This window comes from Mucilaginibacter phenanthrenivorans, from assembly GCF_024721155.1.
GTDB lineage: Bacteria > Bacteroidota > Bacteroidia > Sphingobacteriales > Sphingobacteriaceae > Mucilaginibacter > Mucilaginibacter phenanthrenivorans.
The window spans coordinates 743,781-769,469 of sequence record NZ_JAHVAP010000005.1 but is presented as its reverse complement, the minus strand read 5'-3'; the positions used below and the strand labels follow the sequence as shown (position 1 = coordinate 769,469).

The 25,689-nt window shown below is 42.6% G+C and carries 25 protein-coding genes and 1 rRNA gene; 10 read left to right on the top strand and 16 right to left on the bottom strand.

The annotated features are described in order from the left end of the window. From rrf to KXD93_RS15385, 3 genes are all read left to right on the top strand, one after another. Positions 1–79, top strand: a 5S ribosomal RNA gene (gene rrf, locus KXD93_RS30705); the annotation flags it as partial. Positions 80–475: 396 nt separating this feature from the next. After that, entirely contained in the window at positions 476–1,099 is a 624-nt protein-coding gene (locus KXD93_RS15390) for a hypothetical protein (protein WP_258138077.1), read from the top strand. A gap of 12 nt (positions 1,100–1,111) precedes the next feature. Beyond that, the gene (locus KXD93_RS15385) at positions 1,112–1,867 is read left to right on the top strand and encodes an N-acetylmuramoyl-L-alanine amidase (protein ID WP_258138076.1); all 756 of its coding nucleotides are present in this window, start codon (positions 1,112–1,114) and stop codon (positions 1,865–1,867) included. A 6-nt stretch (positions 1,868–1,873) separates the two neighbouring features. On the opposite strand, the gene KXD93_RS15380 is transcribed toward KXD93_RS15385, so the two are convergent. From KXD93_RS15380 to KXD93_RS15370, 3 genes are all read right to left on the bottom strand, one after another. Beyond that, positions 1,874–2,170: a hypothetical protein gene (locus KXD93_RS15380; RefSeq protein WP_258138074.1), complete on the bottom strand. Its 297-nt coding sequence runs from the start codon at positions 2,168–2,170 to the stop codon at positions 1,874–1,876. An 81-nt stretch (positions 2,171–2,251) separates the two neighbouring features. Continuing rightward, the gene (locus KXD93_RS15375; RefSeq protein ID WP_258138072.1) at positions 2,252–2,968 is read right to left on the bottom strand and encodes a pirin family protein; all 717 of its coding nucleotides are present in this window, start codon (positions 2,966–2,968) and stop codon (positions 2,252–2,254) included. A gap of 231 nt (positions 2,969–3,199) precedes the next feature. Further along, positions 3,200–3,787 (bottom strand): Crp/Fnr family transcriptional regulator, encoded by a 588-nt coding sequence (locus KXD93_RS15370; protein ID WP_258138071.1) that lies wholly within the window; start codon positions 3,785–3,787, stop codon positions 3,200–3,202. A gap of 176 nt (positions 3,788–3,963) precedes the next feature. On the opposite strand from KXD93_RS15370, the gene KXD93_RS15365 reads away from it, so the two are divergent. After that, on the top strand, positions 3,964–4,830 hold the full coding sequence (locus tag KXD93_RS15365) for a phosphatidylinositol-specific phospholipase C/glycerophosphodiester phosphodiesterase family protein (RefSeq protein ID WP_258138070.1): 867 nt from the start codon (positions 3,964–3,966) through the stop codon (positions 4,828–4,830). A 4-nt stretch (positions 4,831–4,834) separates the two neighbouring features. On the opposite strand, the gene KXD93_RS15360 is transcribed toward KXD93_RS15365, so the two are convergent. From KXD93_RS15360 to KXD93_RS15345, 4 genes are all read right to left on the bottom strand, one after another. Further along, entirely contained in the window at positions 4,835–5,056 is a 222-nt protein-coding gene (locus tag KXD93_RS15360) for a YdeI/OmpD-associated family protein (protein ID WP_258138067.1), read from the bottom strand. Positions 5,057–5,196: 140 nt separating this feature from the next. Further along, positions 5,197–5,973 carry a GLPGLI family protein gene (locus KXD93_RS15355; RefSeq protein ID WP_258138066.1) on the bottom strand — a complete coding sequence of 259 codons (777 nt, stop codon included), beginning with the start codon at positions 5,971–5,973 and terminating at the stop codon, positions 5,197–5,199. 4 nt (positions 5,974–5,977) lie between these two features. Beyond that, positions 5,978–8,767, bottom strand: coding sequence for a TonB-dependent receptor (locus tag KXD93_RS15350; RefSeq protein ID WP_258138065.1), 2,790 nt, complete (start codon positions 8,765–8,767; stop codon positions 5,978–5,980). 127 nt (positions 8,768–8,894) lie between these two features. Then, positions 8,895–9,773 (bottom strand): glycoside hydrolase family 25 protein, encoded by an 879-nt coding sequence (locus tag KXD93_RS15345; RefSeq protein WP_258138064.1) that lies wholly within the window; start codon positions 9,771–9,773, stop codon positions 8,895–8,897. A gap of 88 nt (positions 9,774–9,861) precedes the next feature. Here KXD93_RS15345 and KXD93_RS15340 point away from each other — a divergent pair, with 88 nt between their 5' ends. The 3 genes from KXD93_RS15340 (at position 9,862) to KXD93_RS15330 (ending at position 11,454) form a co-directional block, all read left to right on the top strand. Then, complete coding sequence (locus KXD93_RS15340) at positions 9,862–10,197, top strand: nuclear transport factor 2 family protein (protein ID WP_258138063.1); 336 nt, start codon at positions 9,862–9,864, stop codon at positions 10,195–10,197. A 161-nt stretch (positions 10,198–10,358) separates the two neighbouring features. Continuing rightward, a complete protein-coding gene (locus tag KXD93_RS15335; RefSeq protein WP_258138062.1) occupies positions 10,359–10,859 on the top strand; it encodes an RNA polymerase sigma factor in 501 nt (166 codons plus the stop codon). A 1-nt stretch (position 10,860) separates the two neighbouring features. Next, positions 10,861–11,454, top strand: a complete 594-nt coding sequence (locus tag KXD93_RS15330; RefSeq protein ID WP_258138061.1) for a hypothetical protein — start codon at positions 10,861–10,863, stop codon at positions 11,452–11,454. A gap of 4 nt (positions 11,455–11,458) precedes the next feature. On the opposite strand, the gene KXD93_RS15325 is transcribed toward KXD93_RS15330, so the two are convergent. The 3 genes from KXD93_RS15325 to KXD93_RS15315 all read right to left on the bottom strand — a co-directional run bounded on the left by KXD93_RS15325 (position 11,459) and on the right by KXD93_RS15315 (position 14,897). Further along, a complete protein-coding gene (locus tag KXD93_RS15325; protein ID WP_258138060.1) occupies positions 11,459–12,430 on the bottom strand; it encodes a YeiH family protein in 972 nt (323 codons plus the stop codon). A 99-nt stretch (positions 12,431–12,529) separates the two neighbouring features. Next, entirely contained in the window at positions 12,530–13,795 is a 1,266-nt protein-coding gene (locus KXD93_RS15320; protein ID WP_258138059.1) for a gliding motility protein GldB-related protein, read from the bottom strand. A gap of 232 nt (positions 13,796–14,027) precedes the next feature. Beyond that, positions 14,028–14,897: a pirin family protein gene (locus tag KXD93_RS15315; RefSeq protein WP_258138057.1), complete on the bottom strand. Its 870-nt coding sequence runs from the start codon at positions 14,895–14,897 to the stop codon at positions 14,028–14,030. Between the two features lie 222 nt (positions 14,898–15,119). Here KXD93_RS15315 and KXD93_RS15310 point away from each other — a divergent pair, with 222 nt between their 5' ends. Next, positions 15,120–15,806 (top strand): hypothetical protein, encoded by a 687-nt coding sequence (locus tag KXD93_RS15310; RefSeq protein ID WP_258138056.1) that lies wholly within the window; start codon positions 15,120–15,122, stop codon positions 15,804–15,806. A 91-nt stretch (positions 15,807–15,897) separates the two neighbouring features. On the opposite strand, the gene KXD93_RS15305 is transcribed toward KXD93_RS15310, so the two are convergent. Together KXD93_RS15305 and KXD93_RS15300 are read right to left on the bottom strand one after the other, a co-directional pair. Continuing rightward, on the bottom strand, positions 15,898–16,989 hold the full coding sequence (locus KXD93_RS15305; RefSeq protein ID WP_258138055.1) for a Kelch repeat-containing protein: 1,092 nt from the start codon (positions 16,987–16,989) through the stop codon (positions 15,898–15,900). Positions 16,990–17,112: 123 nt separating this feature from the next. Next, entirely contained in the window at positions 17,113–17,637 is a 525-nt protein-coding gene (locus KXD93_RS15300; protein ID WP_258138054.1) for a DUF6702 family protein, read from the bottom strand. A gap of 66 nt (positions 17,638–17,703) precedes the next feature. On the opposite strand from KXD93_RS15300, the gene KXD93_RS15295 reads away from it, so the two are divergent. Beyond that, on the top strand, positions 17,704–18,282 hold the full coding sequence (locus KXD93_RS15295; RefSeq protein WP_258138053.1) for a HupE/UreJ family protein: 579 nt from the start codon (positions 17,704–17,706) through the stop codon (positions 18,280–18,282). A 138-nt stretch (positions 18,283–18,420) separates the two neighbouring features. Beyond that, complete coding sequence (locus KXD93_RS15290) at positions 18,421–20,817, top strand: M1 family metallopeptidase (protein WP_258138052.1); 2,397 nt, start codon at positions 18,421–18,423, stop codon at positions 20,815–20,817. Positions 20,818–21,061: 244 nt separating this feature from the next. Here KXD93_RS15290 and KXD93_RS15285 read toward each other — a convergent pair whose 3' ends face one another. The 4 genes from KXD93_RS15285 to tsaD form a co-directional block, all read right to left on the bottom strand. Then, positions 21,062–22,258, bottom strand: a complete 1,197-nt coding sequence (locus KXD93_RS15285; RefSeq protein WP_258138051.1) for a threonine synthase — start codon at positions 22,256–22,258, stop codon at positions 21,062–21,064. 194 nt (positions 22,259–22,452) lie between these two features. Beyond that, positions 22,453–24,081 (bottom strand): M28 family peptidase, encoded by a 1,629-nt coding sequence (locus tag KXD93_RS15280; protein WP_258138050.1) that lies wholly within the window; start codon positions 24,079–24,081, stop codon positions 22,453–22,455. A gap of 173 nt (positions 24,082–24,254) precedes the next feature. After that, positions 24,255–24,425, bottom strand: coding sequence for a hypothetical protein (locus KXD93_RS15275; RefSeq protein ID WP_258138048.1), 171 nt, complete (start codon positions 24,423–24,425; stop codon positions 24,255–24,257). Between the two features lie 99 nt (positions 24,426–24,524). After that, entirely contained in the window at positions 24,525–25,526 is a 1,002-nt protein-coding gene (gene tsaD / locus KXD93_RS15270; protein WP_258138047.1) for a tRNA (adenosine(37)-N6)-threonylcarbamoyltransferase complex transferase subunit TsaD, read from the bottom strand. Between the last annotated feature and the right edge of the window lie 163 nt (positions 25,527–25,689).

Here is a 25,689-nt window from a genome sequence, read left to right as displayed (position 1 = left end):
CCATTCCGAACAGAGAAGTTAAGCCCGCCAGAGCCGATGGTACTGCAGTAAAATGTGGGAGAGTAGGTCGGTGCCAAATCTTATCAGGTTGCCCCTCGTAGTTATACGGGGGGCTTTCTTGTGTTATCGCTTTTCGTATCTCCTGATGCGGACTTTAAAGGCCAAACGGCAAATTACATTATTACTTCTATCCAATAATAGCGACTATCTTCAGGTGGTTCTATCAAAATCTCCTGGGCTATAGCTAATCCGAGTTAGTCTTTTGGACTGATCAACCGGGTACAAAATACCGTTAAAATACGTATTGGAATACGTAAAATTACGGTAGCGATCAACTGCAATATGTCATAAATTTATGCAGTATAATCAATTGATCTTTAATTATTTATACCGTAGCTTTATTTAATCTTATAACCGGGCAGCCGAAAACGGTGTACAGAGTAGGCCTTAATCCATCCTTTTAAAATCACAAGAAATGAAAGATCTCACCTTTTGGATCGTCTTTGTTGCGCTGGTCGCGCTCGTCTGGTTTTTTGATAAGAAGTACTATATGTTGCGTGACAACAGCACGGCATTGCCCCGGCCATTTAGCTTTTCGCGTGTGCAACTGGCATGGTGGACTGTTATTATTATCACCTCCTTTGTCAGCATTATGATCTCAAGGGGCGCCAGCCCAACTTTTGATCCGTCGACGCTTTACCTTTTGGGCATCAGTTCTGCAACAACAGTTGGCGCAACGTTAATAGATATCAACGATCAAACCAATCCGAACCTCACAGGATTAAGCCAGGATGTTCACGGCAACAACCTTTTCCTCGATATCCTGTCTGACAAAAATGGTATAGATGTGCATCGGTTTCAAACTGTGGCTTTCAATCTCGTATTCGGGATCTGGTTTATCATTTATGTAAATAATCATATTAGTGATCCAAAGACAGCTATAGACACTATAATGCCGGTGGTATCAGGTAATAACCTGATTTTACTTGGGGTAAGTTCCGGTTTATATGCGGCATTAAAAAGCACCGAAAATAAGCAGGCTACTGCCGATCCCAACCAGGCAGAAATCGTTAAGGATGAAGCAAAAACTTTAGGATAAAATTAAAATATCATGGCACCTACACCTATATTCGTAAAGAGCCCCAATTATACTTCGGGCCGCAACAATTATAAACCAATAGCCATTGTGATCCATATAATGGAGGGTACGCTAAGCAGTACCGACAGTTGGTTCAAAAGCACGGTTTCGCAGGTATCCGCACATTATGGAGTCGGCATTAATGGCGATGTACATCAGTATGTACGTGAGGAGGATACCGCCTGGCATGCCGGGCGTGTAAATGCACCAAGCTGGGCTTTAATAAAACAGGCAGGTACGCCTGGTAAATATATAAATCCTAATTATTATACCGTCGGTATAGAGCATGAAGGGGACGAAAGCACAGTATGGTCTGACGCTACTTATAAATCCAGTAGCGATATGATCAGGGAGATAGCCACACGCTGGAGTATCCCTATTGACAGGGATCACATTGTGGGGCATCACGAGATCTACTCTATAAAGGCATGCCCGGGCACCAAGGTTGATTTTAATAAACTTATCTCTATGGCGCTGGGTAACCCGGTTCCGGTAGTGCCGGTAATTACTAAGATAGTAGGTTTTGGTAAGGCAACCACTAAAGCAAGTGTAAATATAAGGCATGCTCCTAATACTACAGTACCTATTGTGTGTGCCGTGCCGCCTGCTGTTCAGCTGGCTTTTGATGGCTTCACCAATAACGGGCAGGATGTTTCGGGAAACAGCAAGTGGTATTATACCAATGAGGGGAACTGGTTTTGGAGTGGCGGTGTAGACGTGGCAGTGTAAAAAGGACTAATTGAGCGCCTGGTAAATTTCAGCAAATAATAATCCGCTGCCACCGCCATAGTGCTGCACAATTATGATGTCCGGGTTTAAAGCTCTAAAGGCAGCGCATAGCCTGTCCTCACTTTCCTTTTCAATCCCCCCGCCTAACAATACCAATCGGAATGGCTGAGCGCTAAAAGCCAATATGGCTTCATCATCGGTACCGGCGCCGGTTGCATTCCATTCGGGATTATTGTTTACCAATCGAACTACAGTTTGCAATATTTCGGGATGCCTGCCTATAGCTAAAATTTCTGTCTTCATAAACTCTTTTTGTACCCCTTCTCAAACGAGAAGGGGATATTTTCCTTCCTAATCTCTGATCTCTAGCCTCTAATCTCTAAATCAGAATTCCATTGGTACTTCCATCAGTAAAAATTCAGCGTCTGTTTCGACTGTGATGGTAAATTTATCGGTGTCCCAGATACCATAACCGTCGCGGGTATTTAAAAGCTGATCATTAACCTTTACGTCGCCGTTTAATACAAATACATAAACGCCGTTACCTTTGCCTTTGATATTATATTCAGTGCTTACACCTTTATCAAATTTACCCAAGTGGAACCAGGCATTCTGATGAATCCAAACACCCTCGTCATCAGCATTTGGCGACAGGATTTGCTGTAACTTGTTGTGCCTGTCTTCAAGGTTTAGCGTAATCTGGTCATAACGCGGCTCAACATTCTTTTTGTCAGGGTAAACCCAGATCTGCAAAAATTTTACACGTTGTTCCCTGTCCTTATTATACTCGCTGTGATAGATGCCGGTACCTGCGCTCATCGCCTGGATGTCGCCATTTTTTATAACAGCAACGTTATTCATACTGTCTTTATGCTCCAAATCGCCCTCAAGCGGGATGGAGATTATTTCCATATTATCATGCGGGTGTTTTCCAAAGCCCATGCCTGCATCAACGGTATCATCGTTCAATACCCTTAAAGCGCCAAAGTTCATCCTTTCAGGATTGTAGTAGCTCGAAAAACTAAACGAATGATAACTGTTAAGCCAGCCATGGTTTGCGTGTCCACGGGTTTCAGCTTTATGTAATACGGTGTGTGCCATTTTGATTGTTTCCTCTTTTTAATTGATACATCAAAGGTAAGGCAGGATTTAAGCGGGAAAGATGATGTAGATTAAGAAATGCGCTTGCACGAATAATTGCGAATTAGATAGAATTTCGCGAATTAAAAAAGAGGATGAATTAAAAATTCATTGATGGTTTATAACTCATTATTTGATTATCAAAGCAGATTGGTGAAATTCGATCAAATTCGAAAAATTCGTGTTTTATTATCAAGCTCTCTTCCTAATCATTTCGCTCCTCATCCGACTAAAGAATTCCGGCGTCACACCTACATACGAGGCTATTTGTTTTTGCGGCAAATGATCGATCAATGTAGGATAACGCTTACAAAAAATGCTGTAACGTTCTTCCGCAGTAAGGCTCATGTTATCCACTATACGTTGTTGATTGGCTACCAACGAATTTTCTGTAAGGATGCGGAAGAACCGTTCGAACTTTGGTACTTCGTGGTACAACTTTTCCTGGTTTATTTTTGAAAGTATGATGGATTCCGTATCCTCCAATGCCTCAATATTCAAAATGCCTGGTTTTTGGGAGATCAGGCTGTACATATCCGCTATCCACCATCCCGGAGGAGCAAAGCTCAGCACATGCTCAATGCCGTTTTTATCAACTGTAAACCCGCGCAGGCAACCATCTGTTACAAATACTGAGTTTTTACAGATCTCGCCATCGTTTAATATGAATTGTTTCCGCTTAATATGTTTTGGCTGCAGAAATGAAAGGAAGATCTCTTTTTCGGCACTATCCAGGTGGATGTATTTTGAAACGTTATTAAGCAGGAGATCAAATGGCATAAGATGTTTTAGAGGTAAGTTACGGTATTTAAAGACAATGCTGATCTCTTAGATCAGCCGTAGTAAAAATTAATATTACGCAGCTGCAATTTAACTATTTGGTAATATAATATTTAGAAATCTGCAACGCAGGCAGGCTAAATTTGTATTATAAACTTTAGCAATAACACTCAAAAATGCGTTCAGCAATTTTAAGCGTAAAATTACTAAAAACAGGATTTTTTGTTTTATTGCTTACTGCCCCCTTTACGCTGCTTTCGCAAACGGTTCCTCTGCCAAATGCATTTGCCCATAACGACTATTTCCACGAGCGCCCGCTGCTTGACGCATTAGAAAATGGATATACCAATATTGAAGCCGATATTTTTTTAGAGGATGACGACCTGATCGTGGCGCACCTTAATCCCTATTTTGGGAGCCATAGAACGCTTGAGTCGCTTTATTTAAAACCTTTGGCGGAGCTGATTAAAAGGAACAACGGGCAAGTTTATAAAGGATATAATGAACCGGTTATTTTAATGATCGATATTAAAACAGGGGCCGACAATACCTACCGGGCACTTAAAACGGTTCTAAAAAAATATAGCGCCATGCTTTCCAGCTTTAGCCATGGCTCAGTTATAAAAGGCGCAGTTACGGTAGTTTTATCCGGTCATAAGCCCTATAAGCTAATAAAAGCTGAGGATAGCCGGTTGGCATTTATAGACGAGGATCTGCAAAAAACCAACCAGGATACCACCTCGACAAATGTATATAAATTGTCAAGTTGTAAATACTCCAGGATGTTGAGTTGGGATGGCCGGGGCAAGATGCCGGAGGATGAGAAATTAAGGTTGTGTGCCTATGTGAAAATGGCGCACAGGTTTGGTAAAAAAGTGCGGCTTTGGTCTTCGCCCGAAAAAAGCAACGTTTGGGAACAACTATTAAATTGCGGTGTCGACCTGATCAATACAGATAAGCTGGTAACACTAAAGGATTTTTTAATCGCACGTTCCTCCGATCAAAATAATCCAGGCATAATGATCACCAACAACGCGAAGTAAGCGATCAGGTTTTTAGCGTCTTTTGCTCATTTTGGAGCATGATTAGTGCTTTTGCAGCCCTTACCTTCCTTGTGTCTTCCTGTTTGGCAGATCCAACCCAGTCGCAGTAGCCTTGTTTATATGATTTGGAAAGGCCCTCGAAAAAAGACTTGGCTTTTTCATCAGTCGCTAATAAGGCTTCCAGCTCTGCCGGAGTGCCCTCAATATGTTCGCCTTTTTTCAGCATGGAATTAGAATTGAGACGTGAGATATGAGAAATAAATTATTGAAGTCTTATGTTCCACGCATTAAATATAAGAATGAAATACTATCGTCGGAAAAATATCTTTACAACTTATCTCAAATCTCACGTCTAATATCTCACATCTATAACAACAGCGCTTTCAATTCCAGCTGCGCCGATGGCCCCCAGTTTTTCATTACTTGTTTAAGCGTAGTATAAAGTTCCTTGTTGCTCACCACTTTTCCTTTTTTTGGTGGCATCAAATCTTTTGGCTCAATCGACTTTTCGGTAACCTTTGTGGCAAACCAGGTTACGTTTTCGTGTGGCAATGCTACGCCAAGGATCATACCGGGTAGGCCGGTAAACGATTCAGGGCCTGCCGGCACCGTTATAGATTCCGTATAAAAGGCAACTACATAAATAGAATCCATTACCAGCGCATTTGCACGGCGACAGGTAAAGCCGGCTATTTCGCGGGTTTCATCTGTAATTTTCCAGGTAATTTTGCGGGTGCTATCTTTTACCAGGAAGATCTCTTCATAAACCTTCTTCTGAGTTGCAGTACTCCGGGTCTCCAGATCATTAAACACCGTGTTTGGCTGGCCGGACATTGCATCATCGGTGAAAAAGCCGCCCGGGCCGTTATCGTTTGGAACCGCTGCGTATAATGATTTGTTATCCCCAAAGGTTAATGTGCTTTTAACCTTTCTGAACTGTGGCTGCGTCTTTTTGTACGATTCCAGGATCGGCCCGAAAAAGGCTTCATTATCTGGTGTGATCTCCTTTTGGATCATCGCATACATATTCACGGTTTTCTCAAACTCAATAATACCCGATTTTGTGAAATGTTCATTTTGAGCGAATAATAGGTTGCTGCTAAACAGCAACGCAACTATAATGGTTGTGATGGTAGTTTTCATATTTTTATTTCTTTGCAGCGCCTCCCATGCTGTTAAAATCCCAGCTAATAGAGAACATAAAATATCTTTTTATAGTAGTGTAGGTGTTTTGGATAATATAGTTGCCATTGGCGGTACGGTCAAATCCCTGGTTTTGGTTCAACAGGTCATTCCCTGAAAGCGTGAATTTTAAATTATCATCCTTAAGGAAAGTTTTTGCCAACGAAGCATTGATTAGCGTGCGATGGTAATCGGTATCAAAAGTTTGAGTTTTAGCCCTAAACTGGTAGCTGCCATCCGAGCTTATCTGGAATTTTCCCGGAAGAAAAACCGTAAACGACCCATAACCATTAAAGCCCCTGCCGTTGCTGTTGATTTGAGGGGTTAGTGAAGATCCGCTGATGGTATATGTAGGGCCCAGGTTAAAGTTGAAATCATATTTTTTAGGAACATATTTAGATGCCCTTAGCCCGATGTTATAGGTGTACGATTTGGTGAAGTTTAACTCGCCGTTGGAAATATTATAATTGGCGTTTCCGTTTACCCCTCCGTTAATACCTACGTACATGTCCGCTTTTGCTATCTTCCTGTTGATGGATCCATCAAAATAAAAGTCGGATTGGCCTTTATTGGATAGATTGACATATTGAGTAACGCTTTGCCCGCCTGCATTAATTGACTGGCTGGCAACAATTGGATTAGTAGTAAGCGAGTAGGAACCATACATAAATACCGACATGCCGCTTAACACTTTATAGGAGTTATAATCGCCGCTGAAGTTATGGGTGAACGATGGTTTAAGTAAAGGATTACCAATTATAAAATTTACCTGGTTGTCGTTTACCACCACCGGTTGAATCTGCTCGATTGATGGTTGGGTTGGGCTTCCGTTATAGCTCAGGCTTAATCCCTTTTGCTGAGAAAACCTGTATTGAAATCTTGCCTGCGGGTTCCAGTTTACAAACTTCCTTTTAAGCTCAAGCCCGGTTATCTGGTCGGTTTGATCGAAATTGACATTCGTAACCTTGGTTCCAAAGTTTACCGTTAGCTTATTTTTTTTGAAGTTAAGAAAGCCGCCAACCTGGTTTGATAGCTGGTTTAGCTTGAAACTATTGCTATAGAGGCTGTCGAGCAGGTTGTAAACATTCGGTGCTGAGGCATTATATGATCTCCTGTCTGAAGTTCCCTCGTCAACCCCCAGCCCGTAGTTAAATATCACCGAGGTCGCCTTTGAAAGCGGTTCCGTATAAGTAATGTTTGTTTTTACGACGTTGCTGTTTGTTTTTAGGGTTTTATACTGGTCGATATGAGGAGCGACACTGTCCTTAGGGGCAAAAAAGTGTGCGTCGGTTGTTAAATATCCTTTTGTGTCGGAATTATTAATGGCCTCGCTTACCAATACCGAAATAGTACGGCCCTTCTTTTTAAACTTTTTTGTATAAAACGCACTTGCGTCAAATATGTGCGTATTGTTATTGTTATTGATGTTGGCGCTGTTGGTGTTGATCAAGGTATCGTTCCTGAAGCTTTTTCCGCCGGTGTTGCTTTTGTTTTTGGAGTTTTTAAATGTGCCATCCACCATGATTTTTAAATTGGATGTTGTATCCAGTTTTACCTGGTAGGTTGCATCCAGTTTTTGACGGAAGATAAACTTATCAAAGCTTTGATCACTATTGGTGTTGATCGATCCTAATGGTGAAGGCGTTTGTGTTTGCGTATTGCTGGTGCCTTTAACCTCTAATGAGCCGATCTTGTAATTGGTGTTGATCGACTCCTTATCATTATTAAATTTGGCATCGTAATGAAGGCCGCCCGTCCTGGCAAGTGGAATTCCGTGTTGGTCATATTGACCGTTCCATCCCTCAATTTCATCCTCGCCACCACCGCTAATGGTGAACATCATGCCGCCGTCGTCAGTAACTTCCATCCCACCGCCGGCGCCATATTTTTGGCTATCCTGCCAGCCCAAACCTGTTTTACCGGTATTACCTAGAGTACCATATGCTGAGAATTTTTCCTTTGCCTTAAACTTGTTGTACAAAAGTTGTCCCTGGTAATAACCATCAGTCCCTGCTTGTGCCTCAGCCTTGCCAAAGTAGCCATTCTTTTTATCGGCTTTTAGCTGGATGTTCAGCGTTTTGGTTTTCTGGCCATCGTCGATACCTGTGAATGTTGCCTGGTCGCTTTTCTTGTCATATAATTGAACTTTATCAACCATATCGGCACGCAGGTTTTTGGTAACCAGCGTTGGGTCATCACCAAAAAACTCTTCTCCATCAACCAGCACTTTGCTTACCGTTTGGCCCTGTGCAGTAATTTTACCGTCCTTATCCACCTGGATGCCGGGAAACTGTTTTAACAGGTCCTCCACCTTGGCATTAGGCTCTACCTTAAAAGCCTTGGCATCAAATTCGGTGGTATCGCCTTTTATCTTCATGGCGGCACGAGTGCTTTTAACAATAACATCCTGCAACAGCTTTGCTTTTAGGATCATGTTCAGGCGGCCAAAATCATGCGTAGTTTTAGCTGAATCGAGGGAAAAACGTTCCACATAATCGGCATAGCCCGGATAGGTTACCAGCATTATCAGCTTACCCTTTTTTAGATTGGGAAGTGTAAAGGCGCCTGATGAGTTTGCCCGGGTGAAGCTCACCAGGGTTGAATCCTTAGCATTTAATACACTGATAGTTGTATTTACCAATTTGGCGTTCGAAGCCGTATCAACAACAGCACCCTTAATTGAAAAAGGATTTTGTGCCGAGGCTGAAAAAGTAAAAAGCAAGATGGAGAGTAAAAGTAAAATTGTGAATTTCATATGTCAGGTTAATGAAAACTAAAGTATAACTAAAATCTTAGTAATCAAAAACATTAACATAAATTAACACTTGTTATTGTGTGGAGAATGCAATTTAATTGCAATTGGCTAAATAACAGCTAATTAGTTATTTTACAAGGAGTTTACTGAACGCGATACTGTCGCCATTAAAGGCATTAAAGTCTGTAACGTGGTTAATTCCGTTCACTTTTGCCTTGTCGCTATGCTGCCAAAAACGCCATTTTATACTGCTGCCGACACTTAATTGCGGCTGGTAATAATGCGCTATCCATAATGTATGGTCATCAAAGTAGCCTTGCAAATTATCCTGGTAAAATTTTAGCCCGGAGTATATTATGGGTTTTATTTTTGTTTTGAGCTCGATATATTTTAAGAACTCCTTGAGCTCCGCCCGCATTTTTGCCGGGGCAACTCCGTTTAGCTCTTCCACATCAACAGCCATTGGCAGGTCGCCTTTTTCGGTCTTTACATTTTGCAGGAAGAAGATGGCTTGCCATTTGCCGCTAACCTTCGGCCTGAAATAATGGTATGCGCCGCAAATAACCCCAGCCTTTGGAGCCTCGCGCCAGTTACGCTGAAAATAAGGGTCAACAATTACCACGCCCTCTGTTGCCTTTATAAAAGCAAAGCTTACACGCACTTCGTCCTCCTGCATGGCCTTAACCAGGCTCCAGTCTATCCTGCCCTGGTACGATGAAACATCAATGCCATGAATGGTATATTTATCAGGAATACGGATATTGAAACTTTTATAGGTGCGGTAGTGCGGATCGCTGCCCAGATCCCTGATCCAGCGCCACGACGAGGTAAAAGCCTTTATCACATAGCCATAATAAAACGGGGACAACAATATCAGCAGGAACCCAGCCAATGCCACCTTCCATTTTGTAGAGAAGCTATTTGCCGATTTTTTTTTAGGCGGAGATTTTCTTTTGGGCGCAGCAGATCTTTTAAGGGGCGGAGTTTTTTTACCTGGAGTTGTCACGACACAAAAGTACAAAAAGCCGGGATGGATTTTTAAAGAACCTTTTTGTTATTGGCGGGTTAATATTTAATAACCAAAACAAACCATTATGGAAACTGCAGGCAAAACGGTACAAAGCTTTTTAAAGGCGCTAAATGATGAAGATTTTAAAGCTGCAAGAGGCTATTTAACTGATGATGTAAAATTTGTTGGGGTTATGGGAACACGTGACGGCGGTGATACCTACATAGCCGATATGGAGAAAATGAAGTTTAAATATAGTATTCAGAAAGTGTTTGCAGATGGCGGGGACGTGAGCGTGTTCTATGATATCAATATGGGCGGCACAACTGTTTTTTGCAGCGGCTGGTATCAGTTACAAAACGGAAGGATCAATTCAATAAAAGTGATTTTCGATCCACGGCCATTGCTTGAAAAAAAATAAGGTGTGGGGAACTCAGTGCTACATTGTGTTTTCCTTCCGCTAACTCCATGGTAAAAATATCCACTGCGTTCTTCAAAATAACACATGGGCATCCTTAATTTTATTTTTTAATTTCACTGTAACAAACAATCCTCCGGCGATACTCATAAGCCAAAAATGCAGTGAAACACCTCGATTTGCATACCACATTTATAAGCCTGGTAAAGGAGCATGAACGCATTATTTTCAAGGTATGTTACCTGTATGCTGATAATGATGCCGACCGGCAGGACCTTTACCAGGAGATCGTGATCCAGGTGTGGAAGGGTTATCAAAAGTTCAGGGGCGATTCAAAGTTCAGCACCTGGCTTTACCAAGTAGCTATTAATACGGCGATGACAGGCTTCCGCAAGGAGAAAAGATCGCCGCTCACTCGTGGCCCGGATGGCAAAGTTCCCGATGTTGCAGATGTGAATTTCGGTGAACAGGAAACGGAACAATTAGAACAGCTTTATTCGGCAATAAATCAACTCAATGATATTGAGAAGGCCCTCGTAATGCTTTACCTGGATGGTAAAAGTTATGAGGAAATGGAAAATATAATGGGCATTACAAACGGCGCGTTGCGGGTTAAAATGACAAGGATAAAAGAAAAATTAAGACAACTAACTAAAAGTAAATAATATGGAACTCGATCAATTTAAGGAGCTGTGGGCCAAATCCACTACCCAGACATCGGCTGTAAATTATAATATTGCCGAAATGATCTACCACGATTCAAAAAGCCCGCTGGCTGCGCTCGAGAAAAAATTCAAGGCCTCGCTTTATATTTTCCCATTTGTGGTGGTATTATTTGCTGGAGGGTTTATCAGCAGCGGGGTGCATCAAAGACCAACACGATACCTGCTTTTTACTATCCTGTTCATTGAGTTCCTGTTCTCGCTGTTTAATTATCTCACCATAAAGAAAATTCAGCAGCCGGCCGGGAGCATTAAGGAGAATTTAATTAAACGGGTGTTCCTGCTTGAAAAGCGCAACAGCACCCAATTGTATGTCCACTTGTTGCTTTATATCCTGATGGCTGTTTTGCTGGAAGTGTGTGTTCATTTTAAGTTTGATGCTGATTATGCGGGGTGGGGCGCAATCAACCCTGTTTTAAGGATAGTGGTTTATGTTGTATTCCTTACCGCTCAATTCCTGGTAAAACGCAGGTCTCAAAAAAAGCAATACGGGCAGTATATTGATAAACTGAACAGCCTGGTAGCGCAAATGGAATAGTACCTTAAGCCAAATGTACAACAGCATACAATGCCGTTACCGAAATAAATAGCCACAACAACACACCCTGCAATAGAGGCTTAAAACCAACAGAAGCCAGTACCTTGCGGGATAAACCTGCGCCTATCAGGAACAACGTAAGTGTTAAACCGGCTTTGGCTACAACTATTAAATATGGAGCGATAACCGAAACTCCGGAAATATATGTGTTGGCTATCATTGCCATAACAAACAGGCCAATAAACCATGGAACGCTTATTTTTTTCGATTGATTTTTGAATAGAAACGTAGCCATAAAAGTTACGGGGATGATCCAAAGTGCGCGGGCCAGCTTTACGGTGGTGGCTACCTCAAGTGCGTGGGTTCCGTATTTACTTGCCGCGCCAACTACCGAGCTGGTATCATGTATGGCGATGGCACACCAAAGGCCGAATTGGGTTTGTGATAAGTTAAGATAATGGCCGACTACCGGGAATATGAATAAGGCAATGGAGTTCAATATGAATACACAGCCGAGTGCAACCGAAATTTGTTTTTCCTCTGCCTTAATAACCGGCGAGATTGCTGCTATGGCGCTGCCGCCGCAAATTGCCGTTCCTGATGAGATTAGAAATGAGGTTTTCTTTTCGATGGTAAACCATCTGCCTAAAAAATAGCCGAATATTAAAGTGGCCGAAATTGACGCAATGGTAAATAAAATGCCTTGTTTGCCGGCTTGCAAAGCGCTATGCACATTCATGCCAAATCCAAGGCCGACAACGGATACCTGTAATAATAAGTGAGTGGCTTTATGATTTAAGTGAAGGTATGGGTGGCCGATGATCTGTGCTATCACCAAACCCAGTAACAATGCAATTGCCGGGCTTGCAAAAGGAGTAAGACAAAACACTGCACAACCAATGAAGATTATCTTTTTGATGTTATCGTCAAGATTGATAAATGAGGTGCAGGCGCCTGTGAAATGTGGGGTTTGCATAACATTAAATTATTGTTATGCAAAGGTGCTGCTATAATCAACTTGTTTTTTATTACAAAGTGGAATAGCTGATAACTTAAAGTTATGTGTTTGGGCGGTTTACAACGCGCTTATTTCTGCGTCGAATCCGCTATCTGCCAAAAACTTTTTATAATCCCCGATGTGGAACATATCATAAACAGCCTGTTTTTTATTTTTTGAGTGAAGGTAATAAGACTTGCAGATGCGGTAGCCTACCCAATAGCCTAAGTCAGCCGGCCTGTCGGGGGTATCCTGGTCACCATTTCCTATCCAGTTTTGTTTGCGGTTTAAATACATGTCCTTCTTAAACTCAGCCCAGATCATTTTTTCCTTTCCGTTTGCAAAGGTTTTAAGCCGTTCATTAGTAGTTCTCCCTGAGATTACCTCGCCTAAAAAATCCGCCATTCCCTCAATTATTGCTTCTCGTAGCATTATGGTATCCGACCCCATGCTGTGCTGCTGAAAATGAATAAGCTCGTGGGCTACTATCGGCACGAGCGCTTGTAACGGATTCAAATAATGCAATTGCCAACTTTTAATTTCAGAAAGGTCGGTGGTGTTTGTTTTGCAGCTTTGGTCAATAGCCATTATTAATCCATTGCCGGTAGAGGTGCCTGCTGAATTCAACTTTCCTATCACAAAATAGATGTCGGGGAAAATGGCCTCAGGATATAGCTTTTTTAGCGTAACATTGTTTTTGATATACTCGTTTTTATAAGCAAGCGCTTTATAGGTATCCGGCCTGATGCTGGCATAAAACTTCTTCATCTCCTTGTGGTCAAGCGCAAATGAATAAATATTATTCCCCATTTTATTCACGTAATAATCAAGCAGCGCGGTTGTGCCCTTATTAAAATAATATTTTTTATAGATGCTGTCTGCATGAGCGGTATCAGCATTTGCCTTATCAAAAGCGATCCAGAAATTTTTTACATCGCTATCGACGATCTTTACCTTTTGCGGGTCATTTGAATAAGCGGGCTTTATGGATGCTAATAATTTTTTCCAGCGAATGCCTGATCGCATAAAATCAAAATCATCGTCGCCGGTTAAGCCGGGAATGTCGTTGTAGCCATATTTATTTACTGCCAGCTCAATATATTTGAAGCTGTTGCTGCTATCTTTTGCAGCGGCATACACACTAGCTGCGTAATAATAGATATTGCTTTTGGAGATCTTATTATCAGCTGCTTCGGCAGCCTGAACCCAAATAGTCGCTGCCTTTGAATATTCCTTTTTGCCATAAAATATGTTGCCGGCATTTAGCAGGCTATCTGATTTCGCCTGCGAAAAGGATGCAGCGAACTTTAATATGAAAAGAGATAACAGTATAGGTTTTTTCACAATAAGTTAGATTGAGTAGCCCTGATGAAAATAATATCAGTAAATATTAAATTTAAATATGCAAAAAAAATAAGTATCGTTGATTATTTAAATTAGAGATATGGAAAAATTGAGGCGATTCGATAAATGTCGCCAACTATTGGCCTACGCACAGGAATTAGTTTGTAAAAGGCATAAAACAAGAAAAGCGACCCAATGAGCCGCTTTTAATGATTGTATCAATATTTGATCTTTATTCCAGTATACCGAATTTGCCTGACTGGAATTCCTGGAAGGCCACCTGTAATTCATGCTGGGTGTTCATTACAAACGGGCCGTATTGTGCAATAGGCTCATTGATGGGTTCGCCGCTTAAAAGTAAAACCACGCTTTCTTCATCACCTGTAACGGTTATTTCTTCGCCTTCGTTTTTAAATAAAACAAAATCGTGCTGATCAACCTGTTCACCGTTAACAGTTACCTTACCCTCAATCACCAATAATATGGTGTTATGATTTGCCGGGATGGTTGCATTTAACGTCCCGCCCTTATTTAACCGGGCATCGAATAAATTTACCGGGGTAAAGGTTTTAGCAGGGCCCCTGTTCTCATTTAAGCTGCCTGCAATTATATTTACCACGCCGCCATTATCGGGCAATATAACTTTGCCCATTTGATCGGCAGTTATGGGTTGATATTTTGGAGCGGTGAGCTTATCCTTTGCCGGAAGATTTACCCAAAGCTGGATCATTTCGAACGGGCCACCTTTTTTCGAAAAGCTTTCTTCGTGATATTCTTTGTGTAAAATCCCCGCGCCAGCGGTCATCCACTGTACATCGCCGGGATTTATTATGCCGCTATTGCCGGTGCTGTCGTGATGTGCAACACTGCCTTTATAGGCTATAGTAACCGTTTCAAACCCTTTATGCGGGTGCACGTCAACACCACGTAAATGATCTGATGGCCCAAAATCATACTCGGCATTAAAATCGAGCATTAAAAAGGGACTAACCCGTTTTTGTGTAAGTTCGGCATTTGGGAAGTAGTTAAATACCCTGAAGCCGTCGCCAACCATACCCGGACGGGCAGGGCGGCTATATATTTTTTCAATTTGCTTTTTCATTTCGTCTCTTTAATAATTTATACACAAAGATACCTAACAGGGTAGTGATAGGGCTTGATGTAGATTAAGATCATGTTAGTTGATTGGGGCTAGAGATTAGAGACTGGAGATTAGAGATCAGGGAGGCGCCGCGCCGCTGGATTTGTATTTAACATAGTTTAACCTGTAGGTAGGGTTTTGGCACCTGGTAAATGATGATATTGTCGTTGTTTTTTTGCAATCATGAAAGTATTGTGTTTCTGCCTGCTGTTTAAGATTATCATCTGTTGCTCCGCTTCGGCTCAGGTGCGAAAAATTACCGGTTTGGTGAGCTTTAATAATGAGCGGCAAAGTGGGGTGAATATAAAAGACATCAGCATTCATACGCAAGCAATAAGTAATGATATTGGCGAGTTTACTATTACTGCCAAAACAGGCGATACATTAATTGCCAGGAAAGAGGAGTTTGTTAAAGATACTGCGTTAGTGGATGACGCCTTGTATTTTGTCATCAACCTAAAAAAGAACCCCATAATGCTTAAAGAAGTAATAGTTAATGCCGGGGCTTTATCTCCTGCGAAAAAATTGGAGGACAGCAAAAAAGACTACCATGAAATTTACCGTGTAGGCGATAAGAGCAATATTATAGGCCCGGATAATGTTGACAAGATCTGGAGCGCATTAAGCCGTGAGGGTAATAACGCCCGCAATTTGCAGCATACTTTTAATACCGATTACCAGAATAGTATCATCGATCATCGTTTTACCAAAAATCTGGTTATGGGGATAACCGGTTATAAGGCCAAGCGCCTGGACGATTTCATGATAAAATATCGGCCGACATATGAAATGGTAAAAGATGCTAATGATTATGAGCTAGGAGAGTATATCAAAAAGGAGTTTTGCCTGGCTAAAAAAAGTGGGATATAGTTTCCAGTTGATTTACAGACATGGATAAAATAATTAAGCCACACTATTCGGTCATGTGGCTTAATTATCAAATTTAATATTTTTCTGATTATTACTGTGTCAGAATAAAAAAGTCAACAGTTTTTGAAGGTCCGCTTGCACCATCGCCGCCTGCAAAAAATATTGTATTCCCAAGAGCTACACCTGTAAGCGAGCTTCTGCCATTGCTCAAACTTAACGATGTCCATACCCCGGTTAGGATATTGTAAGCATCTACAACTGATGAATTAGCCGATCCGTGAAATCCACCCGCAAATAAAATTATGTTCGGAAGGCCGGCTCCGGCAAGGCTTTCCCTTCCTTCAGACAATTGTGAAGTAGTCCATTTGTTTGTTGATGCATCGTAAATGTCGGCAGAACTTACGCGACCACTAGTGTTGGTATCACCACCAGCAAAAATTACCTTGTCGCCTGCGGAAGCGCCGGCAAATTTTTCTCTTTCTGTACTAAGGGATGCCACCGACCATGTTTTAGTTTGGATGTCATAGATATCAACGGTATTTACCGCCTGCCCGGAGTTATCTATACCACCGGCAAACAGGATTTTGCTGCCTGCGGCAGCAGCTGCAAGCCCGGTTCTGGCCACACTAAGGCTGGCAGTTGTCCACTTATTGGTTGAAGCATCATATATATCAACTGTTTTTGATACGCCGGCAGCAGTTGTGCCACCTGCAAAAATCATTGTACTACCAATGGCAGCAGCAGCAAGACTAGCCCGGCCCTCGCTGAGCTGGGCTGTTGACCATCCTCCTTTATAAACGTCGTAAATATCTACTGTTTTTGAATAGCTGCCATTAAACCCGCCTGCAATCACAACTTTGCCGCCGCCGCCTGCGGCTGCCAGCATATAGCGGGCCTCGCTAAGTTGCCCGGTTCCCGTCGTCGCAGTTGTTATATTAAAAATATCAACTGTTTTTGAAAATGTTTTCCCTTCGTCGGCAGACCCGCCGGCAAATAAGACTACATTGGAAAAGCCGGCCGATGCAAAATCACTCCGCGCTTCGGACAGGTTTGCTGTTCCGCCGTCTGTTATCTGGGTGTAACCTGTAACAGGATTGGTTGGGCCAGGCGTGCTTTTTTTCGAGCACGAAACAATAGATACGATCAAAAAAGCTATAGCGAGCGAAGTAATTATTTTTTTCATGGAGGTAAGTATGTGAAAATATTAAAACAGGATGTTAAATATTTCGTCACGACTAATTAACATCCTTTCAATATACTATACGTTTCAATAATTGTTTTTGATACACAGCGAAAAAAATAGTTTTTAAAACACCTGGCTCACCCTTTTATCCGGATAATCCAATTTTTCGCTTTTCCTTACGCCGCCAACAGTAATGTGTACAATGTTTATCTGGTCGTCAAATAAATTGTGTAGCAGGCTTACGTCGGCATCAATTTTTTTTACCGCCGGGATCTTGTCTGATTCAAAGTAAATATCAGTAGCCTCCTTGTTGATCTCGAAGCCGATGTAGGCAAGGTTTAACGGCGCTGCTCCGGTTTTAATTTGCAGATTGCTGATGATATACTTTTTTACCAGCGCATCCATTGCGGCGTGCATGTCTGCGCGGTTAAGATCGGTTTTTGCATGGTATTGTTTTACAAGGGCCGCTTCAAAATCATCGGTAAAAATGGTACAGATCACTTCCAGCTTACTGTCCTGGTTATTATAGCTAATGTTTGTGGTGCTTACGTGAATAGGATGGAATGTTTTAACAGGCGGTTTAGCCGGGAAGGCTGTGCCCAAAACAATGTAACAATATAATAGCGGTTGAAAAATAAATGCCCACATAACGTGCCCTGATTTTTATAGTTGGAAAAACGCCTTAAATTTAGTGCTTAATACCTTTAGTTCGCAATGTCCGACTTTGCTTTTTATTTTAAAATGGGCTGGCAGCACATTATCAGTGCCGATGCGCTTGATCACCAGTTGTTTATACTTGCCCTGGCTTGCGTTTACACTATCCGGGACATAAAAAAGGTCCTCATCCTGGTTACCGCATTTACCATTGGCCACTCGTTAACGCTGGCTTTAAGCGTTTATGATGTGATCAGGTTTTCGAGTAAATGGGTTGAATTTTTAATTCCCTGTACCATATTTATTACCGCTTTGAATAATATTTTCCAGCTTGATAAGAAGGGGAAAAGTGCCCGGATAAATTATTATCTTGCGTTGTGTTTTGGGCTCATCCATGGGATGGGTTTTGCTAACGCCATCCGTATTATGCTGGCTAAGGATCAGTCAATTGGCCTCGGCCTGTTTGGTTTTAACGTGGGGCTGGAAGCGGGGCAGATCTTTGTTGTTGCCATCATATTGGTAATTGGCATCGTGTTCTTAAATATAATAAAAGTAAAACGCCGCGACTGGATCTTTTTCCTTTCGGCAGGCGTATTTGCCTTGTCGCTTAAAATGGCTTTGGAAAGATTGCCATGGTAGATTTCGGAATTCGGAATTTCGATTTCGGATTTGGAACGGGGGTTGAATAAGCGACAAAAAATCTTCCGGACTTTCGGTCTTTTCCGACTTCCGGGCTTAATACAGAAACTGACTTTATAAATAATAATTAACTGAACAATGAAAAAAGTTTTTACTTCACTATTTTTCACTTTCACTATTGCCGGTTTTGTTAGCGCACAGGATATTCAGAATAATCCTGCCAGCAACCACGGCAATAAGTTTGAGCAATTGGGCACTATTTTAAATACGCCCAATGAACAGCGCACCGCCAGCGGCGCGCCCGGCGCCAAGTACTGGCAACAACGTGCCGATTACGACATTAAATGTAATCTTGATGAAAAGGCACTGCTGCTAACGGGTACGGAAACTATTACTTACTTCAATAACTCGCCGGATCCGCTTGATTACATCTGGCTGCAGCTGGACGAGAACCAGCACAACAATAATGACAATGCCAATTATCAGCAAAGCTCAACCATGCCGAAGGGTGCGGGTACCCTACAGCTTGACCGTGCTGAAAAAGTAATCGGTGACAATGGTTATGGCGATAAAATATTGAGCATCACTGATGCTTTGGGTAAAAGCCTGCCTTATGTAGTTAACAAAACTATGATGCGTATTGACCTGCCTTCGGCTTTAAAACCCGGCATGAAAATAGTTTTCACCGTTAAGTGGAACTATAAGATCTCTGACAGGTTGAGTATTGGCGGTCGCGGCGGTTATGAATACTTTCCTGGTGACGGAAATTACCTGTTCACCATGACACAGTGGTATCCACGTCTTTGTGTTTACAGCGATTTCCAGGGATGGCAAAACCACCAGTTTACCGGCCGGGGCGAATTTGCCTTAACCTTCGGTAACTTTAAAGTGCAGATGACTGTACCTGCCGATCACGTAGTTGGCGCAACCGGCGAATGTATCAACTATGCTGCTGTTTTAACACCAACGCAGTTGGCCCGTTACAACAAAGCAAAAACATCAGCCGAGCCTGTTGAAATAGTAACCCTTGACGAAGCTAAAAAAGCAGAAGCCGCACCAAGCACCGCTAAAAAGACCTATGTATTTGTTGCCAATAACGTGCGTGACTTTGCATGGGGATCGTCCCGAAAATTTATTTGGGATGGCATGGGTCAGAATGTTGACGGTAAAACTGTTATGTGTATGAGCTATTATGGCAAGGAGGCTTACGCTTTATACCGTAAATTCTCGACCAAGCTGGTTGCTCATACAGTAAAAACCTATTCAAGCTTTACTTTCCCTTACCCTTACCCGGTTGCGCAAAGTGTTGAGGCGTCAAACGGTATGGAGTACCCGATGATCTGCTTTAACTACGGCCGTACTGAAAAGGATGGTACTTACAGCGAAAGCACCAAGAATGGCATGATAGGTGTAATTATCCATGAGGTTGGGCACAACTTCTTCCCAATGATCGTTAACAGCGACGAACGTCAGTGGACATGGATGGACGAGGGTTTAAACTCCTTTGTTGAATACCTTACCGAAGAGCTTTGGGATAACAAATATCCAAGTAAAAAAGGTGCTGCCTATACAATTGTTGACTACATGAAGCTGCCTAAAAATGAGCTGGAGCCAATCATGACCAACTCTGAAAACATTGTGCGCTTTGGCCCGAATGCTTATACCAAGCCGGCAACGGCTTTGAATATCCTGCGCGAAACCATTATGGGCCGGCAGTTATTTGACTATGCATTTAAGGAATACGCAAGACGCTGGGAATTTAAGCACCCAACCCCGGCCGATTTCTTCCGCACCATGGGCGATGCCAGCGGCGAAAACCTGGATTGGTTTTGGAGAGGCTGGTTCTACGGCACAGAAGCCTGCGATATTTCACTTGATTCTGTAAAGGTGGCCAAGGCTGACCTTGATGGAAAAATGCCCGACTTTAACAGGCGTTCGGCAAGGAAAGTAGATGCTCCGTCCCTTAATACATTCGACGATATCTCCAAAATTCGTAACCGCGAAGATAAAGGCATTAAATTTTATGTAGAGAAGGATACCGCGGTACATGATTTTTATTACAAATATGATCGCGGATTGGCTGCTGTTGATACCATTAAATTTAACAACATGACCAAGGAACTGGCAACCCCGCAACGCAGCGCAACTGCCGAAGCTATGACCGACGAGGATAAAACCAAGTATGCCGGTAAATATTTCTACCAGCTTGATTTTAGTAATAAAGGTGGTTTAGTGATGCCGATCATCGTTGAGTTTACCTTCGCCGATGGCACCAAATCAATCGACCGGATCCCGGCACAAATCTGGAGGCTAAACGAAAAGCATGTATCTAAATTTTATGTACAGGATAAGGAAGTAGCCTCTATTAAGTTAGACCCGATGCGCGAAACAGCGGATATTGACGAAAGCAATAATTACTGGGGCAAAATGCCAGAACCATCAAAATTCTCTATCTTTAAACAAAAAGTTAATGCAGCAGCAGCAAGAGGCCAGTCGGTGGGTGTAAACCCTATGCAGGTTTCAGGCGGTAAATAAAGATCAAACAACAAACCAAAATCTATTTACAAGATCCGTTAATCATGAAGATGGTTAACGGATTTTTTTGTGACTTTCTTTCCCAGATCGTCATTGCGAGGAACGAAGCAATCTCTGCACATGCCAATCAAGAAGCAATAGTATTTTGGTAATCGTTCAGCGGCTGGAAGTACACATCACCATAAAGGTTCGTTGATTGTCCTTCGTAGAGGTTGCTTCGTTCCTCGCAATGACGCGGTGGAAATTAATCTATGAGAAGATTCTCCAAATACTTATACCCGCTTCCAGTATTAATCATCAATACCGTTTCTCCGGATTGGATCCATTTACTGGACTTTAACTTTTTAAAGGCTTGCCAAAGAGCGGCGCCTTCAGGTGCTATCAGCATACCCTCGTTGCGTGCTATTTCTTTTACGGCAGCGTTCATTTCAGCATCATTGATGGTAAGTGCGGCTCCGTTACTGTCGCGTAATACCTTCAGGATCTGTTTATCCGCATAGGGTTTTGGTACCCGCAGGCCGTTGGCTATGGTGAAACCGCCGTCGGTAAATTCAGAAATCTGCTGGCCGGAATTGAACGCGCTAACTATCCCGTTACAGCTTTCAGATTGTACGGCAACCATGCGCGGGCGTTTGCTGCCGATCCATCCTAACTGTTCCATTTCGTCAAATGCCTTCCACATGCCAATCAGGCCGGTGCCGCCGCCGGTTGGATATAAGATAACATCCGGCAGCTGCCAGTTAAACTGCTCTGCAATTTCATAGCCCATGGTCTTCTTTCCCTCGAGCCGGTAAGGTTCCTTTAAGGTTGATACCTGGAACCAGTTGTTTAGCAAAGCCTGCTCGTTAACCAGCCGGCCGCAATCGCTGATGTTGCCATCAATCTCAATAAGTTCCGCGCAATACAGCCGACATTCATCCTTAAAAACCTGTGGGGTTTGTATCGGCATATATACAATTGCCTTGATATCCGCCCTGGCCGCATATGCAGCCAAAGCGCCGCCCGCATTACCTGCGGTGGGCGTGGCGATGGTATCAATACCTAGTTCCTTTGCTTTTGATACAGCGGCGCTTAACCCCCTTGCTTTAAATGACCCGGTCGGGTTGCCGGACTCATCCTTCCAAAAAACCGCATTATCGCCAATAAACTGCTTCAGGTTTTCAATTGGGATTATGGGTGTGAAGCCTTCGCCAAGCGTAACGATGTTCCGCTCGTCGATAACCGGCAACAACTCCTTATACCGCCACATGGTAGCGGGGCGGGTTGATAAAATTGCTTTATCCAGGCCTCCGGATAGGTCATATTTTGCAAACAATGTTGATTTACAGGCCTCGTTAACACAAACCGTATTTATAACCGCAGCATTATGTATGGTACCGCATTCGGGGCACGTTAAATTTAATAGGAGGGAGTGGGTTCCCGTTTCAATGTCACTGAGCATTTTCTGTAGATTAGAGAGTTAAGGATCAAGAAATTAAGAGCCAGGAATCAAGAGGCAAGAATCAGAAAATCTGAAATTGCTGAACTTTTAAATCCCTAATTCGATTTCTCAATGCTTATTTGTTATTACTTAAGAAGTCATAAAGTCGTTGCCTCATCCTTTTATCTTGATTCCTGGCTCTTGAATTCTTGCTTCTATTTTGAGGCGAAAATATCACCCGGATTCCAGGTCGGCCTTGCTTCATCCTGCGCCACCAGGTAGCCTATTATGAAGTTGAGCTGTGCGTATTTTTTACCGGCGGCAAAATCAAAAATGCCGTTAATGTCATCCTGCGGTTTGTGGTAGTATTTTGCGCGCCATTTTGCCACAAACTCGTTCAGGTTATTTTTACCATCGGCAGTTTTGCTGCCGTATTTGATGTGCAGGGCGGGGATGCCGTTCACCACAAAGCTGTATTGATCACTTCGGGTAAAGCGGGCCTGTTTTGGTTCGGGGTCGGGCTCTACACCAAGGCCTAAATATCCTGCTGCTTCATCGACCTGTTTGGAAAGGGACGAATGCTCGGCGCCCAAAGCTGTGACAGAAAGCAACGGTGCGATAATGGTTGGCATGTCGGTATTCACATCCGCTACGATGCTTTTAACAGGCACGGTTGGGTGCGATGCAAAATAGCCGGAGCCAAGGTCGCCCAGTTCTTCGCCTGTTAACAATACAGTAAGGATTGAACGTTTTGGTTTTTGTTTGATGCCCTGGTAAATTTTGGCGATGGCTAAAACGCTGGCCACGCCTGATGCGTTATCGTGGGCTCCATTATAAATGGAATCGCCCTCAACCGGCTTGCCGATACCGAGGTGGTCCAAATGCGCGCTGTGCACGATGTATTCGTTTTTTAGTTTTGGGTCTGATCCTTCAATTTTACCGATGACGTTGTAACTCAAAATATCCTGGTAAGTTGACGTGTAAGCAATATTTGCTGTGGAATTTATAGTGAACGATGCAGGTGTGCCACCTTTCAGTTGAGCTAAAAGCGCAGGCATAGTTTTGCCGGATTGTTGCAACAAAGTATTAAACACTGAATAGCTAAACATCCCCAGCACCTTTACCTGGTCGGAATAATAGATTCCCGAAATGGCAACCTTTCCATCTCTTCCGATAACGCTGTATGAGCCACCTTTTGTGTTACGCATCTTTGCTGTTGAGTCGGTTGAGCAAATAATAACACCAACAGCGCCATGGTCGGCTGCGGATTTCAATATAGTGGATGGGCTCATGGTATGTGCCGAAACGGAAGACGAGAATTTGTCGGGAGCGCCGCGCACAACCAGCACAATTTTTCCCTTAACGTCAAGTCCGGCATAATCATCATAACCAACAGATGGTTCACTTGTACCATAGCCGGCAAACGCCAATTGGCCGTTTACAGTAACGTTGGCTATGGATGGATTTGGAAATACAGTATAATCAACACCAATTTTAAGAGCCGGGTTAGTCCCGGTTATTGAAACGGTGGCGTCCTTCAAAAATGCTTTGCGAAATTTTACTTCTTGTAACCATGTGCCGTTTTCACCGGCAGGTTTTACACCAACGCCTTTTAAACGACTAACAACGTAATCAACAGCCATTTGGTAACCCTCGGTTCCGGGTCCGCGGCCTTTTAGTTTGTCATCAGCCAGGTAGGCAATATCCGCCTTAAATTGTGCAGTATCAACTTTGCTTAATGAAGCTTCGACTTCGGGGCTTAATTTTACTTGAGCAAATCCTGAACAGGAAAGCAAGGTGAGCGCAGCAAACAAAAGGGTTTTGGCTGGTTTAATTCTTATCATAGAAGGTCAGTTATAAACTAAACCGACAAGTTATTAACTAAGTAGCTTAACTGCAAGTTATTAATAAGATTGTGACAACCAGGATTAATGGATTTGAAGGATTTAAGGGATCCCTTAAGGATATTTTGAAGATAGCATCCTTAAAAATCCCTCAAATCCATTAATCTGGTCTACTATTGACCCTTGGTTTTCCAGTACATATAAGCAATGCCGCCCACAACCATAATAGCCAATACGATAAGCCCAACTTTGCCCTTACGTTTATCCTGCTTCATAAGCCATGCTAAAAGCGCAACAAAAGGAAGTACAATAATGATCCAGAAGATAAGTGATGGTATGTTCATTTGGTTAAGTCCATAGTCGATGGTCCATAGTCCATAGACTGTATTATTAATATGAAATATAATAGTTATGGACTATGGTCCATGGTCTATCGACAATTCTCACATCGGCATCCTGGCCAGCGGCGTTACTTCCTGCCCTACAAATTCTCCCTTTAAATATTTATAATATCCGGCTATGGCAATCATGGCTGCATTGTCGGTACAATATTCCATTTTCGGGATGAAGCAGCGCCAGCCATTTTTTTCGCCCATTGCTAATAGTCCCTGGCGCAAACCAGTATTGGCTGATACGCCTCCGGCTAAGGCAATATCTTTTATTCCGTATTCCTTAGCTGCCTTTTGCAGTTTGTTTAATAAAACGGTCGCAATCCGTTTTTCAACTGATGCGCAGATATCATTCAAATTTTGCTGGATAAAATCAGGGTTTGCGGCAACGTTATCCCTTATAAAATAAAGAATGGATGTTTTTAACCCGCTAAAACTGAAATCAAAATTTGGAATTTGCGGCTCAGGAAACTTATAAGCATCAGCATTTCCCAAACGCGCATATTTATCAATTAACGGACCGCCGGGATATGGTAATCCTAAAATTTTGCTGGTTTTATCCATGGCTTCGCCGGCAGCATCGTCAAGCGTTTGGCCAATTACTTCCATATCAAAATAATCCTTCACCAGGACTATTTGCGTGTGGCCACCCGATACCGTCAAGCACAAAAACGGGAACGATGGTTTATTATCGCCGATAAAATGTGCCAGCACATGCGCCTGCATGTGGTTTATATCAATAAGCGGGATGTTTTTTGCCAGTGCAAAGGCTTTGGCAAATGATACACCTACCAGTAATGATCCTAAAAGGCCTGGTCCGCGTGTAAAAGCTACGGCATCCACAGCATTTTTGTTTACTTTTGCGTTCAACAGCGCTTGTTGAACCGCAGGAACAATATTTTGCTGATGAACCCTTGAGGCAAGCTCCGGCACAACGCCTCCATATGCCTCATGGATGGTTTGATTGGCAATTACATTGCTCAGGACCACCCCGTCCACACAAACTGAAGCAGAGGTTTCATCACATGAAGATTCGATTCCTAGTATTACGGGCACGTGTTATTAATTAGTGAATGACTGATTTAGTGAATGGGCGATTTGATAGGTTGATTTATTATACCATATGCTAAACCTTAAGATGCAAACGGTGTTTAATAATCACTAATTCGCTAACTCACTAATTCAAAATTAATTCTAAAAGGCAAAGTTATTAAAAAAG